Genomic DNA, 13,485 nt, shown 5'->3' on the forward strand with positions numbered 1-13,485 from the left:
CCTATAAAAATAACAGAATGATTAATTATTCCTCCTTTTTCAGCATTTCTAAAAGTCGGTCGATAGCCTTTTCTGGATTTTTCTCTTCTTCCAGCAGACTGACGAATTTGCTTCCAATGATACATCCGGCTGCATGGGCGGCGGCTGCCTCGTAAGTATTCTTGTTGGAAATGCCGAAGCCAATCATGCGTGGATTCCGCAGGTGCATCTGTTCGATACGCTGGAAGTAGGCTTGTTTCTGTGCGTTGAATTCTTTCTGTGCTCCTGTGACGGCAGCCGAAGAGACCATGTAGATGAATCCATTCGTGTGATTGTCGATTTGGCGGATACGTTCTTCGCTGGTTTCCGGAGTAATCAGCATGATGACATGGAGTCCGTATTTGTCGGCTATGGGATGGTATTCGTTCATATAATCCTTGAAAGGCAGGTCGGGGATGATGACTCCGTCGATGCCACATTCCTGGCATTTCTTGCAGAAGTTCTCAAAGCCGTACTGCATGATAGGATTCAGGTAGCCCATCAGCACCAACGGCATCTGCACTTCCGGGCGGATATGCTCCAGCTGGCTGAACAAGGTGCGGAGGGTCATGCCGTTGCGCAGGGCCTGAGTGGCTGCATGCTGGATGACAGGTCCGTCGGCCATCGGGTCGCTGAATGGGATTCCGATTTCAATCATTTGTACGCCTTTGTGCTCCAGCGTGCGGATTACCTCGGCAGTTCCCTCCAAAGTGGGAGTACCTGCGCAGAAATAAATGGAAAGTACATGGTCTTTGTGTGTGCGGAATAATTGGTCAATACGGTTCATAGTTGCTAATTTTTTAAAAGTTGTACTTGTTTTGTTTGAATGAATGAATAAAAGTGGAAAGGGAGGAGGCGTCTTTCATACCTGGTGCCTGTTCGAAGCCACTGTTCAGGTCGATGCCGGCCCAACGGGGATGATGGAAAGCAGACAACGCTTCCAGACTGGTGGGGTTCAGTCCCCCGCTCAACAGGAAGGGAACCGAACCTTGATAGTGGGTCAACAGTTCCCAGTCAAAACTCTTTCCGGAACCTCCATATCCTTGGCAAGGGGTATCGAACAGGAAATAATCACAATATGGAATATAATCTTCCGTTGGCTGCATATCTTCTGGCGTACGCAAGGAGAATGCTTTGATGATTTTCACTCCTGTAGTTCGGAGCTGCTGGCAAAATCCGGGTGATTCCTTGCCATGAAGCTGTACGAAATCCAAATGCCAGTCAGCGATTCTTTTCTGGATGTGTGGAAAGGAAGCATTGACAAAGACGCCTACCTTTTGTAATGAGGCCGGAAGATATTCCGGTACTCCTTCTACATAACGTGGCGAACGTTCGTAGTCGATGAATCCCATCCAGTCGGCCCCGGCTTGTTCTACCTGACGGATATTTTCAGCGTCTCTCATGCCGCAAACCTTGACAATCATAGGGCTGCTGCTTGAAGAAAGTCCGACAATGCCTGTGCGGGGGAAGGGGTTTTCATAAACCTTTCTCCCATCAGGAAGCCCCTGAATCCGGTTTCCCGCAGTTGCTTGAGCGTCTCGGGTTGGGAGATACCGCTTTCGGATACCCATAAAAGTTCTTTGGGAAGTTTTTGGGCCAGGCGGAAGGAATTCTCCACATCGGTATGGAAGGTACCCAGGTTGCGGTTGTTCACCCCAATCAGGTCTACATATTCATTCAGATAGTCGAGCTCTTTTTCCGCGTGAATTTCCAGCAGCACTTCCATTTCCAGCTGATGGGCCAGTTTGCCCAAATCTTTACATTCGTCGATGGTCAAGGCGGCTGCAATCAGAAGAACCACATCTGCTCCTGCCAATTTGGCCTGATAAAGCTGGTAAGGGCTGATGATGAAATCTTTGCGCAGCATCGGAAGCTGGACCAGCGGACGGACGGCCTGCAAATCTTTCAGTCGCCCCCCGAAGAACTCCTGGTCGGTCAGTACAGAGATGCCAGAGGCTCCGGCCTGTTCGTATCCGGGAACGATAATAGCTGGGTCTGCCTCTGGAGCTATCCATCCTTTGGACGGAGAGCGCCGCTTGAATTCGGCGATGATGCCTGTCGGAGAGCTGGCCAATGCCTGTTTCAGGCTTTTTGTCGGATGGGAAGGATTTGTTTCCAATTGCCGTATCAGGAAGTCGCGGGATACCGCTTCTTCCTGATGGGTGATTTCTGTACGTTTATGGGCGACGATAGTCTGCAAAATATCAGTAGTCATAATTTATTCTTGGTTAAGAGTAAGGAATTTGTGCAATGTGGCCAATGCCTTTCCGCTTTCGAGCGATTCTTTGGCCAGCGCCACACATTCTTCGATTTTCTTTTGCGGTTCCAAAGCCTGGATGGCAAAGGAAGCATTGATTAGTACGCAATCGGTCTGGGCCTTGCTGCCTTCATTGTGAAGCACACGGTCGAAAATGGCGGCTGCTTCTTCCGGGGTCTTTCCTCCGTAGAGTTCTTCCTGACGTGCCATTGAGAAGCCCAGCTCAGAGGGACGGTAGATGGTTTCATAGCGGTTGGTCATGACCTTGAATTCATCGGTCAGTGAGATTTCATCGTATCCGTCCAGGTTGTTGACCACGGCAAACTGGATACCGAGTTTCTGAAGGGTATTGGTATAAAGCCGCATCTGCTGCAGGTCGGCTACCCCCAGTAGCTGGCAGGCCGGATGACAGGGATTGACCAGCGGGCCCAGTAAGTTGAACAAGGTACGTACGCCCAATGCCTTCCGGACAGGAGCTACGGTTTTCAGGGCCGGATGGAAAAAGGGAGCATGCAAATAAGCCATGCCGCACTCTTCAATCGACCGTTTCAGTTTATCCGGGTTATTGGTGAATTTCACTCCGTAATGTTCCATGACGTTGCTGGCTCCGCTCACTGAGGTGGCTCCGTAATTGCCATGTTTGGCTACCCGGTAGCCGGCTCCGGCCACTACAAAGCAGGCACAAGTAGAAATGTTGAAGGTATTTTTCCCGTCTCCTCCGGTTCCTACGATGTCAATCGGATGAAATTCATGAAGGTCGATAGGTACACAGGCCTCCAGCAAGGCATCCCGGAAGCCAATCAGTTCGTCTACCGTGACGCCCCGCATCTGAAAAGCAGCCAGCAAGGCTGCTGTCTGGGCCTCGTTCATTTCACCACCGGTCATTTTGTGCATCAGCGAGCAGGCCTCTTCACGGGTCAGTTCTTCGTGGTGGAAGATTCGTTTCAGTATTTGTTTCATATTGTATGTCTAAGTTTTATCAGTTATAAAATGGGGTTCTTTCAGAGGCTTATTGGTGCTGTATCCAGTTGGCCAGCATTTGTTTGCCGTCGGGGGTCAGTACAGATTCTGGATGGAACTGTACGCCACGCACGTCGAGTGTCTTGTGGCGGAGTGCCATGATATAGCCTTCTTTGCTGACGGCAGTGACTTCCAGACAGTCCGGAAGCCCTTTCTGGTCTACTACCCAGGAGTGGTATCTTCCGACTTGAATTTGCGAGGGAAGTCCTTCAAACAGATAGTCCGGTGTGGTCAGGGTAATGGTACTCTGGATGCCGTGGAACACCTCATCCAGGTTGGTAAGACTACCTCCATACACTTCGCCAATGGCCTGTTCACCCAGGCAGACTCCGAGAATCGGTTTCTTTCCGGCATACGTACGGATGACATCCAGCAGGAGTCCGGCTTCTTCCGGGATACCGGGTCCGGGAGAGAGAAGAATCTTGTCGAATGCTTCCAGTTCTTCCAGTTGGAACTGGTCGTTGCGTTTTACGGTGACTTCTGCTCCCAGCTCTTTCAGTAGGTGACTCAGGTTGTATACAAATGAGTCATAGTTATCGATGATGACAATTTTCATGGTATGTTATCTTTTTTCAGCCAGGAGGATGGCTTTCTTCAAAGCTCCCAGCTTGTTGTTTACTTCTTGCAGTTCATTGTTCTCGTTACTCTTGGCTACGATGCCGCCTCCAGCCTGGAACCAGAGTTCGTTGTTACGGCTTACAAAGGTGCGGATGGTGATGGCCTGGTTCAAGTCGCCGTTGAATCCGATGAACCCGATGCAACCTCCGTAAGCGCCTCGGTTGTGTGGCTCAATTTCACTGATTAGCTGCATGGCCTTCACCTTCGGAGCTCCGCTCAGGGTACCGGCCGGGAACGTATCAATGAACGTCTTGATGGGGTCGGCTCCTTCATCCAAGGTACCGCTGACCCGGCTTACCAGATGGATGACGTGGCTGTAGTATTGCGGCTGCTTGTAGAATTCCACGTGCGTATGGTGGCAGTTCCGGCTCAAGTCGTTGCGGGCCAGGTCTACCAGCATCACGTGTTCCGCATTTTCCTTCGGGTCGGCCAGTAAGGCTTGGGTCAGGGCCTCATCTGTCTTTTTGTCTCCACTTCTGCGGGTAGTGCCGGCAATGGGGTCGATGGTTGCTTTTCGGTCTTCAATCTTGCAGTGTGTTTCGGGAGAAGAACCGAAGATGCGGAATCCTCCGAAATCAAAATAGAACAAGTAAGGAGAAGGATTGATGCTTCTCAAGGCCCGGTAGAGGGTGAAGTCATCGCCTTCGTAGCGCTGGATGAAGCGGCGGGAAAGTACAATCTGGAACACATCGCCTCTTTTGCAGTGGGCAATGCCCTTGCGGATGTTGGCTTTGTGCTCTTCATCGGTCAGGGTACTGGTCGTTTCACCTACCGCCCGGAAGTCGTAGGTCGTATAGTTTCGGTTGTGGACTGCCTTTTCAATTTCATCGATATGGCTCGGTTCGTCGTCTGCCTGCAGTTCCACCAATACCATTTCGCCCTGGAAATCATTGAACACAATCAGGTATTTGTAGAGGATGTAGAGAATTTCCGGTGCATCGTTTTTCGGGTCGCTGCTGTCTTTTACTGGAATTTGCTCAAAATAGCGAACGGCATTGAACGTGGTGTAACCGTACACTCCGGCGTAGCGGGCATATTCTCCTTTCACCTCGAAATGTTTCAGGAAGTCTTTGAAAGCATCTTCCACCTGGAAGTCCGGGGTCAAGGGACGTTCTTCGCGGCTTTTATCCGGAAAAGCAGTGGTGACGATTCCGTGGTTGACCGAGAAACTGGCGATGGGGTTCAGTCCGATAAAGGAGCGGTTGTTTTCCACTCCGTGATAATCTGAACTTTCCAGCAAGATGCTCTGCGGGAACAAGTCGCGTACTTTCAGGTACGTGCTTACCGGGGTCAGCAAATCACCGGGGAGTGTTTTATAGCTGGTTGTATAAGCAAAAGTTTTCATTGTTTTCTCGTTTAAAATTGTTCAGGGTGGTTTTTGTATCTCAAATAAGTTTCGATGTCTTTGTCTCCTCTTCCCGATACGGTCAGGACTACGATGTCAGACGGCTGGAATTTGACTTTTTCCAAGGCTCCCAGGGCATGAGCCGATTCCAATGCCGGAATGATGCCTTCCAGCCGGGTCAGTTCGAAAGCGGCACGCAAGGCTTCATCGTCATTGATAGCCAGTACGGTAGCCCGTTTCTGTGCGGCCAGATTGGCATGCATGGGGCCGATGCCCGGATAATCCAGTCCGGCAGATACGGAGTAGGGTTCCAGAATCTGTCCGTCTTCATTCTGCATCACCAGGGTCTTGGAACCGTGGATGATTCCCAAGCGTCCCAACTGGATGGTAGCGGCCGAGAATCCGCTGTGGATACCCTTTCCTCCGGCTTCTGCCAGAATGATTTTCACCCGGTCGTCGTCCAAGTAGTGGTAGATGGTGCCGGCGGCATTGCTTCCGCCCCCTACACAGGCCATCAGGTAATCCGGATAGTCACGTCCTTCGTGTTCCATCAGCTGTTTCTTGATTTCTTCGCTGATGACCGATTGCAGACGGGCTACCATGTCCGGATAAGGGTGAGGGCCTACCGTAGAACCAATCACGTAATACGTGTCTTCCGGGTGGCAGCACCAGTCGCGTATGGCTTCGTTGGTGGCATCCTTCAGGGTCATGTTGCCGGAGGTGACGGCCTCCACTCTGGCTCCCAGCATTTGCATACGTTCCACATTCACCCGCTGGCGTTCCACATCGGTCTTTCCCATGTAGACCACACATTCCATTCCCATCAGGGCACATACCGTGGCTGTGGCCACACCGTGCTGTCCGGCTCCTGTCTCGGCAATGATTCGTTTCTTGCCCATTCTCCGGGCCAAAAGTACCTGGCCGATGGCATTGTTGATTTTATGGGCTCCCGTGTGGTTCAGGTCTTCCCGTTTCAGGTAGATCTTGCATCCGTATTTTTCCGACAACCGTTTGGCGAGGTAAAGAGGAGAGGGGCGTCCTACGTAGTCTTTGAGCAAGGCTTGATATTCTTTCTGGAAACTTTCGTCTGCCAGTACCTTAAGGTAGGCGTTTCGTAATTCTTCCACACAGCGATGGAGAATCTCCGGGATGTAGGCTCCACCAAAATCTCCATAAAATCCTTCTTGATTGACTTGATAAGTTTTCATGAGTGTATTTGTATTTTAGGGGTAAAAACAAAAAAGGCTGTCGTAAGTTTACGACAGCCTTTTCGTGATATTATATCTCTTGAGGTATATACATGCGGCTTAGTTCCCTTACGACTTGTGAAGTTGTAAGCGGCGCCACCAGAAGAATGTATTTACCATTGAATGTCTCATAATGTTATTTTTCTTGTTTTTTTATTGTTCCGTTCGCAAAGGTAACGATTCATTTGAATTTTCCAAACAAAAGAGTGTGATTTTTTTACTTTTTCCTATCTTTGCCCGAATTTTTAAAATCGCGTATATAATAAGGTCATGGAGGAATTCAGACTGGACGGTTTGACCGTCAAAGAACATCTGCTGATACTCGCAGTGGATGGGAACCGCAAGTTTACAGAAGGGCTTCACCCTGGTGTGGAACATGTGTTGGGCATTCGTTTGCCGGCGTTGCGGAAACTGGCTGCAAGGATTGCCAAGGGCGACTGGGAAAATTACCTTGAAACAGTCGACGGGTATTACATGGAAGAACGCATGTTGCAGGGAATGGTGTTGGGCTGCATCCAGCCCGATGAAGATGTGGAAGTGTATCTGCACCGTGTCACCTGCTTTGTGTGGAACATCAACAGCTGGTCGGTGTGCGATACGTTTAAGTTTGGAGGCGGGAAGGCGTTTATTCGCCGTCATTCAGCCCGTCTTTGGGAATACCTGAAGGAATGGATGAAAGCCTCGGGTGAGTATGAAGTCCGTTTCGGTGTAGTGATGGGTATGAGTTATTTTCTGGATACGGATCATGTGGATGAATTGCTTTCCTTACTCGACGGTATCCGTCACGAAGGATATTACGTACGTATGGCTGTGGCATGGGCTCTTTCGGTTTGTCTGGTAAAATTCCCTGAAAAGACTTTGGATTTTCTCCAAAACTGTCACTTGGATGATTTTACCTTCCGCAAGACCCTTCAGAAAATCGGCGAATCTTATCGCGTAAGTGAAGAGATGAAAAAGGCTGTCAAGGCATTGAAGCGTTGACAGCCTTTGCTGTTTTGGTTTTTATTTCATTCTAAATTTTACGGCTGCCCAGTTGTGTTTTTCGCGGTGGTGTACGTATTCCATACCCAGACTTTCCGCTTTTTCACGCAATACCGGAATGTCTTCCGTGTAGAATCCGCTGATATACAGTTCAGAGCCTTTTTTCATGCAAGCTGCATAAGCCGGCATATCCTGTAACAGGATGTTGCGGTTGATGTTGGCGATGATGACATCAAACGGTTCATGTCCTTCCAGCAGGGAAGCGTCGCCCAGCGCTACGGTGATGTTGGAGATACCGTTCAGAGCAATGTTGTCGCGCGAATTGTTCACGCACCAGTCGTCAATATCGATGGCAGTCACTTTTTCAGCTCCTCTCATGCTGGCCAGAATAGCCAGAATGGATGTGCCGCATCCCATATCAAGTACGGATTTTCCTTTCAGGTCGGCTTCCAGCAGTTCTCCCAAGATGGAGCTGGTGGTTTCATGGTGTCCTGTACCGAATGCCATCTGCGGATTAATCACGATGTCGTATTCAGCCTTCGGGTAGTCTTTGTGGAAAGTACTGTGAATCACACAGCGGTTGTCGATGACGATGGGCTGGAAGAAATTCTTTTCCCATTCTTCGTTCCAGTTCTTGTCTTCCGGTTCCGCGATGGAGTAGGTAATGGCTGTATCAGGTATCGGGAAATTCTCCACTACCTGCTTGAGAGCTGCTTCATCAAACTGGCTTTGCTGGATATAGGCCTTCATGCCGTTTTCACATTCCACGAAACTTTCAAAACCGATGTCGGCGGTCAGTCCCGATAATACATCTGTGATGGTCTCGTTGCACGGCTGTGCGGTAAAGGTCACTTCAAAATATTTCATACGTTTGTGCGGTTTAAAATAGAATCTCAGACAAATGTACATAAAATCCTTGACATTGTTAATCCATCTGAGGTGAAAAACAATCACTAAATATAGTGATATGCCCCTGCTTGTAGATGCGTAAAATAGCCATTTTTGGTGATTTCCCATGATATAGGTATGTCGTAATTTTGCCGTGAAAATTTTTTACATGTGTAAAAAACCTTAACCGAACTATTTTATGGATAAAAATCACAACGTAGGGCTCTTGCTGGCCCTATCTTTTCTGTTGCATATAAGCTGTTTATATGCGAGCACTTCTTATGAGGTTTCGGAAGCCGTTCCGCAAATTGTGGTGAGAGGTGTGGTTACGGATGTCGGTGGAGAGCCATTAATTGGTGCCGCTATCCAAAATGTACGAAAGAAAAATGGGGTTGTTACAGATTTGAACGGTCAGTTTGAAATTCGTACTTCTATGGGTGAGAAGTGGGCTGTGAGCTACATCGGGATGAAATCGTATGAGTTTGTCGTTAAATCCGAGAAAAGGTTGCGTATTGCTTTGGAACCGGATGTGCAGGCCTTGGATGAGGTAGTTGTGACGGGATATGGAAAGGTGAATTCCCGACTGTTTGTAGGGGCTGTCACCAAAGTCTCTACCCAAGACTTCCTTTCAGCACCTCAAGCCGATTTCAGTCGCCTGTTGGAAGGAAAAGCGCCGGGGTTGAATATCTCTTCTGTTTCCAGCACTTTCGGGGCGGCTCCGAAGGTTAACATTCGGGGTGGCAGTTCTATCCATGGAAATGTGCAGCCCTTGTGGGTGGTGGATGGAGCTGTTGTGGAGGATATGGTGGCCTTGAACGAGGAACAGTTGGCCTCCGGTGATGCAATTACATTGGTCAGTTCTACCTTAGCCGGATTGAATCCGGCAGATATTGAAAGCATTGAAGTGCTGAAAGACGCTTCGGCCACCTCTTTGTATGGGGCTAGAGGAATGAACGGGGTTATCGTTGTGGAATCCAAGGCCGGAAAACGCGGAAAAGGACTCAATGTGACGTATAATTTGACTACCTCTTTGCGGCTCAGGCCATCTTATACACAATTTGACATGATGAACAGTGCCGAAACGATGCAAGTTTATCATGAGATGGAGAATAAAGGCTATTTTACGATGAACCGTGCCCTTTATGGGCGAAGGGGAGGGGTGTATTCCCAAATGTATCAGCTTATCGATACCTTTCAGCAAGGCGGATTCGGTTTGCCCAATACGTTGGAAGCCAGAAGGGCATTTTTACATAAGGCATCCACGTATAATACCGATTGGTTCAAGCATATCTATACCCAGTCGCTGACACAAAATCATTCTTTGTCCTTGAGTTATGGGGGAGAGAAATCGGCTACTTATGCCTCCGTGAGTTTTTACAATGATCCGGGTGAAACGGTAGCCGAGAAGGTGAAGCGCTTTACGGGTTTCTTGAATTCGAGTTTCTTTCTGTCTCCCCGTCTGAAAGTATCTGCCAATCTGCAGGCCAACTTCCGTGAACAGCGTGCCCCGGGAACGTTTCCACGTATCCGGAATCTGGAGGCAGGAGCTTATAAGCGTGATTTTGACATCAACCCGTTCAATTATGCGTTGAATACGTCCCGTACGTTGCGTCCTTACGATGAGGCCGGAAATTATGAATATTACCGGAACGATTGGGCTCCATTTAATATTCTTCAGGAGTATCAGGAAAATTACATGCGTATCCGCGTGTCCGATTTTCGTTTCTCATTAAGTGGGGAATGGGAACCTGTCAAGAAACTGCGTCTGTCGCTTTTACTGAATACCCGTATGGCGGTGACGGGGATGGCGCATTTTCTGGGAGAGAACTCCAATGTGCTGTGGGCGTACCGGGCCGACCGGAGCTTGTTGGAAAGACAGCACAATATTTACCTTTACCGTCCGGAGAAGGGGGAGCCGCAGGTGATTCTGCCCATGGGTGGGGTTTACCAAAAATCGTCACAGACGATGAACAGTTATCTGGGACGTGCCTCACTGGATTATGTTCACGAATGGGGCGGACACCGGATTAAATGGTTCTCTTTTGCCGAGGTGAAGATGAACGATTTGTCGTCTGACTCTTTCAAGGGATACGGTATTGGTTTTAACCGGGCCAACAGTGTCATGACTTCACCGCTGGTGTTTGAAAAGATACTGAATGAAGGGGAGGACTATTTTTCCTTGCACGACCGCCATGAGCGTGACCTCGTTTTTTCCGGCTCTTTGACCTATGACTATCGGAACCGGTATATTCTGAATCTGGTAGGTAATTACGAAGGTTCCAATGCGGCAGGAATCGGTCGTCGGGTAAGATGGTTGCCTACTTGGAACGTGGGGGTGAAATGGAATGTGGATGCGGAATCGTTTTTTGCACCTTTTCGTAATTTCTGGAACCAGTTTTCCCTGCGTATGAGTTACGGGCTTGTAGCCAAGATGAACAGTGAGGCCATCAATTCCTTACCGGTATACGACAGTCGTCTGACCTTCCGCAAGGATATTTCCGACAGGGAATATGCCATTTACATCCAGCACCTGGAAAACCGTGACCTCACTTGGGAAAAAATGTATGAGTTCAATGTGGGAACCGACCTGTCTTTCTGGAATGACCGGATCAGCTGTTCGTTGGATGTGTATTCGCGGCGTTCGTTCGATTTGATTGACTGGGTACAGACTTCCGGTATCGGAGGGGAGTACAAAAAATGGATGAACTTTGGGGATATGAAGACCGTGGGCCTTGATTTTCTGCTGAATACGCAGAATATCCGGCAGAAAGATTTCAGCTGGAATACTGTCTGGGGCTTCTCATTCTATCACCAGGAGATAACCCGTCTGCTGAACCAACCTACCACTTTCGATATGGTGGCAGGCAACGGGCGGGGAAACATTGAAGGATTTCCCCGGGGCGGGTTGTATTCTTTCGACTTCCGGGGACTGACGGATAGAGGATTGCCCCAGTTTTATTTTGGCAATCTGCCATTGTCATCCAACGGCTATTCGCAGATTGCGGGGGCCAACTTCTATGATACGACTTATAACCGGTCTTATCTGCTGTATGAGGGTCCTTCCGAGCCGTTTATCACTACTAGCTTGGAAAACACTTTCCGTTACAAAGGTTGGAGTCTCTCCGTGTTTCTGACTTCCCGGATGGGTAACAAAGTGCGGATCAGTCCGACGTTTGACCCGGAATACAACGACCTGAATGTGTTCACTACCCGTTATCGTGACCGCTGGCTGGTGAAGGGAGATGAACAGACCAAGCACATTCCCGTCATTCCAGGATATGACATTTACAGTTTGATGGGAAAAGAGAATGTGGAGCGGGCTTACAACACCTATAACTATTCGCAGGTGAATGTGGCCGACGGAAGTTTCGTGCGCTTGAAGAGTCTTTCGCTAGGCTATGCTTTCCCTCGCGCGGTTTGTGAGAAAATGAAGATGAAAGGTCTCAGTCTGTATGCCCAGGTGACCAATCCGTTTTTGATTTATGCGGATAAGAAACTGCAGGGAAGAGATCCGGAGTTCATCAATTCCGGAGGGGTTTCTTCTCCCACTCCCAGAACGTACAGTATGTCGGTTCAGTTAAGTTTTTAATGAATAGAAAATATGAGAAAAATAAATAGATATGTTTTCTCCCTTTTGGGAGTGGCTTGCTTCGTGCTGTCTGCCTGCAATGATTTTCTGGAACAGTATCCCGATTCGAATACCCATACGGAAGTCGACTCCAAAGAGAAGATTGCCCAGCTGCTGACGGCTGCTTATCCGGAAGCCAGCTATTTCCGTTTCCTGGAGTTGCGGACGGACAATGTGGACGACCGGAGTCCGAAATTGCCGGCTTCACGGTTGAACGAGGCCATGTTTTATTGGAACGATTACCACGAGGAAGAGTTGGACTCTCCCAAGCTGTATTGGCTGGATTGTTACCGGGGAATTGCTCAGGCCAATCAGGCGCTGGAATTGCTGGCTGCTTATCCGGACAAGGAAGACCCGCAGTTGCAGGCCCTTTATGCCGAGGCGTTTCTGGTTCGTGCTTACCTGCATTTCATGGTGGCCAATATCTGGGCGCCGCCTTTTGCCGATGAGGAAACCAACAAAGGGTTGCCTGGCATCCCTTATGTGGAGAAGTCCGAGAAGAATGCGTGGGTGTCTTATCCGCAAGAGAATTTGCAGGACACTTACCGGAAGATTGAAAGAGACCTTTCCTATGGGCTGGCTTGGGTGAAGGACGAGTATTATCAGAAGAAAAAATACCACTTTCATAAAAAGGCGGCTTATGCGCTGGCCGTCCGTTTTTTTGCCTATACGGGTCAGTGGCAAAAGGTGATTGATTATGCTACTTACGTATTGGGTTCGGACGTGAAGAAAGCCATTTTGCCTTATCAGGTATATAAGGAGAAATCTGTGGAGGAGATGGTGGAAGGTTATGCCTCGGAGGATAATCCAAGTAACCTGCTGATTACTACGGTGGAGAGCCTTTGGGAAGAAAACTACAAGACCGACCGCTATGGACTGGGAAGCGTATCGTATGAAGAGGTTTTCCAGCGTTTTTCATCTAAAAGTATCCGGCAGATAGAAGGTTATTTCAAGGCGGTGCACAGACTCGACCGGACCCGTGCCTACTGGCCGAAATTTACCCATTTTCAGTCGGCCGACGGATTGCTGAACGAACGTCGCGGACAGTACACACAGAATGTCTTGCTGACCACCGAAGAAGTTTTTCTGCACCGTATTGAAGCCTACGCTATGACGGGCCGTGCTGATTTGGCCAAAGATGACTTGATTACGTTCATCAACCAGAAGCATATTGCGGATGGTATCGGGAGTGAGTTGTCGGGTACTGAAATTGAGAACGTGAAACCTGCCGACCGGGAGCGGATACAGCCTTTTTATCGTCCGCTTACGCAAGAACAGGCCGCTATTCTGTACTATGTCAGTGAGGTGGCCCGGCAGCAGTTCATTCACGAAGGACTCCGCTGGTTCGATTTACGCCGTTTCAATATCAGTGTAGACCGCAACCGGGTGGGAGAGGCCAAGAAGGCACGTTATGTGTTGCAGCCGGAGGATTCCCGTAAAACGCTCTCTTTGCCAGAAGGGGTAACTCTTATTAATCCGTAAA

11 protein-coding genes are annotated in these 13,485 nt (G+C 49.0%); 3 read left to right on the forward strand and 8 right to left on the reverse strand.

The genetic code is table 11. The annotated features are described in order from the left end of the window. Positions 1 to 25: 25 nt before the first annotated feature. Genes trpA through trpB form a run of 7 tightly spaced genes read right to left on the reverse strand, consistent with a single transcriptional unit; the run spans position 26 to position 6,466 of the window. Positions 26 to 805: a tryptophan synthase subunit alpha gene (gene trpA, locus OIM59_RS04220; protein ID WP_303895268.1), complete on the reverse strand. Its 780-nt coding sequence runs from the start codon at positions 803 to 805 to the stop codon at positions 26 to 28. Between the two features lie 13 nt (positions 806 to 818). Beyond that, positions 819 to 1,442 (reverse strand): phosphoribosylanthranilate isomerase, encoded by a 624-nt coding sequence (locus OIM59_RS04225; RefSeq protein ID WP_303895271.1) that lies wholly within the window; start codon positions 1,440 to 1,442, stop codon positions 819 to 821. After that, positions 1,439 to 2,233 (reverse strand): indole-3-glycerol phosphate synthase TrpC, encoded by a 795-nt coding sequence (trpC, locus tag OIM59_RS04230; RefSeq protein WP_303895274.1) that lies wholly within the window; start codon positions 2,231 to 2,233, stop codon positions 1,439 to 1,441. Before trpC ends, OIM59_RS04225 begins: the two co-directional genes overlap by 4 nt. A gap of 3 nt (positions 2,234 to 2,236) precedes the next feature. After that, positions 2,237 to 3,235: an anthranilate phosphoribosyltransferase gene (trpD, locus tag OIM59_RS04235; RefSeq protein WP_072542071.1), complete on the reverse strand. Its 999-nt coding sequence runs from the start codon at positions 3,233 to 3,235 to the stop codon at positions 2,237 to 2,239. A gap of 49 nt (positions 3,236 to 3,284) precedes the next feature. Then, on the reverse strand, positions 3,285 to 3,851 hold the full coding sequence (locus OIM59_RS04240) for an aminodeoxychorismate/anthranilate synthase component II (protein WP_299171085.1): 567 nt from the start codon (positions 3,849 to 3,851) through the stop codon (positions 3,285 to 3,287). A gap of 6 nt (positions 3,852 to 3,857) precedes the next feature. After that, positions 3,858 to 5,258, reverse strand: a complete 1,401-nt coding sequence (locus OIM59_RS04245; protein WP_303895280.1) for an anthranilate synthase component I family protein — start codon at positions 5,256 to 5,258, stop codon at positions 3,858 to 3,860. Positions 5,259 to 5,269: 11 nt separating this feature from the next. Next, entirely contained in the window at positions 5,270 to 6,466 is a 1,197-nt protein-coding gene (gene trpB, locus OIM59_RS04250; protein ID WP_022353684.1) for a tryptophan synthase subunit beta, read from the reverse strand. 309 nt (positions 6,467 to 6,775) lie between these two features. Here trpB and OIM59_RS04255 point away from each other — a divergent pair, with 309 nt between their 5' ends. Further along, on the forward strand, positions 6,776 to 7,486 hold the full coding sequence (locus tag OIM59_RS04255) for a DNA alkylation repair protein (protein WP_299171080.1): 711 nt from the start codon (positions 6,776 to 6,778) through the stop codon (positions 7,484 to 7,486). Positions 7,487 to 7,507: 21 nt separating this feature from the next. Here the strand turns inward: OIM59_RS04255 and prmA are convergent, their stop codons facing one another. Continuing rightward, positions 7,508 to 8,353: a 50S ribosomal protein L11 methyltransferase gene (gene prmA / locus OIM59_RS04260; RefSeq protein ID WP_299171077.1), complete on the reverse strand. Its 846-nt coding sequence runs from the start codon at positions 8,351 to 8,353 to the stop codon at positions 7,508 to 7,510. A gap of 220 nt (positions 8,354 to 8,573) precedes the next feature. Here prmA and OIM59_RS04265 point away from each other — a divergent pair, with 220 nt between their 5' ends. Beyond that, on the forward strand, positions 8,574 to 11,963 hold the full coding sequence (locus OIM59_RS04265) for a SusC/RagA family TonB-linked outer membrane protein (RefSeq protein WP_303895285.1): 3,390 nt from the start codon (positions 8,574 to 8,576) through the stop codon (positions 11,961 to 11,963). 12 nt (positions 11,964 to 11,975) lie between these two features. Further along, a complete protein-coding gene (locus tag OIM59_RS04270; protein WP_303895288.1) occupies positions 11,976 to 13,484 on the forward strand; it encodes a RagB/SusD family nutrient uptake outer membrane protein in 1,509 nt (502 codons plus the stop codon). Position 13,485 lies beyond the last annotated feature (1 nt).

The sequence above is a fragment of the Bacteroides mediterraneensis genome (genome assembly GCF_025993685.1).
Taxonomy (GTDB): Bacteria; Bacteroidota; Bacteroidia; order Bacteroidales; family Bacteroidaceae; genus Phocaeicola; species Phocaeicola mediterraneensis_A.

Bases quoted from the DNA above. Each gene is read 5' to 3' on its own strand.
- trpA (WP_303895268.1), bottom strand. From the start codon at position 805: ATGAACCGTATTGACCAATTATTCCGCACACACAAAGACCATGTACTT.
- OIM59_RS04225 (WP_303895271.1), bottom strand. From the start codon at position 1,442: ATGATTGTCAAGGTTTGCGGCATGAGAGACGCTGAAAATATCCGTCAG.
- trpC (WP_303895274.1), bottom strand. From the start codon at position 2,233: ATGACTACTGATATTTTGCAGACTATCGTCGCCCATAAACGTACAGAA.
- trpD (WP_072542071.1), bottom strand. From the start codon at position 3,235: ATGAAACAAATACTGAAACGAATCTTCCACCACGAAGAACTGACCCGT.
- OIM59_RS04240 (WP_299171085.1), bottom strand. From the start codon at position 3,851: ATGAAAATTGTCATCATCGATAACTATGACTCATTTGTATACAACCTG.
- OIM59_RS04245 (WP_303895280.1), bottom strand. From the start codon at position 5,258: ATGAAAACTTTTGCTTATACAACCAGCTATAAAACACTCCCCGGTGAT.
- trpB (WP_022353684.1), bottom strand. From the start codon at position 6,466: ATGAAAACTTATCAAGTCAATCAAGAAGGATTTTATGGAGATTTTGGT.
- OIM59_RS04255 (WP_299171080.1), top strand. From the start codon at position 6,776: ATGGAGGAATTCAGACTGGACGGTTTGACCGTCAAAGAACATCTGCTG.
- prmA (WP_299171077.1), bottom strand. From the start codon at position 8,353: ATGAAATATTTTGAAGTGACCTTTACCGCACAGCCGTGCAACGAGACC.
- OIM59_RS04265 (WP_303895285.1), top strand. From the start codon at position 8,574: ATGGATAAAAATCACAACGTAGGGCTCTTGCTGGCCCTATCTTTTCTG.
- OIM59_RS04270 (WP_303895288.1), top strand. From the start codon at position 11,976: ATGAGAAAAATAAATAGATATGTTTTCTCCCTTTTGGGAGTGGCTTGC.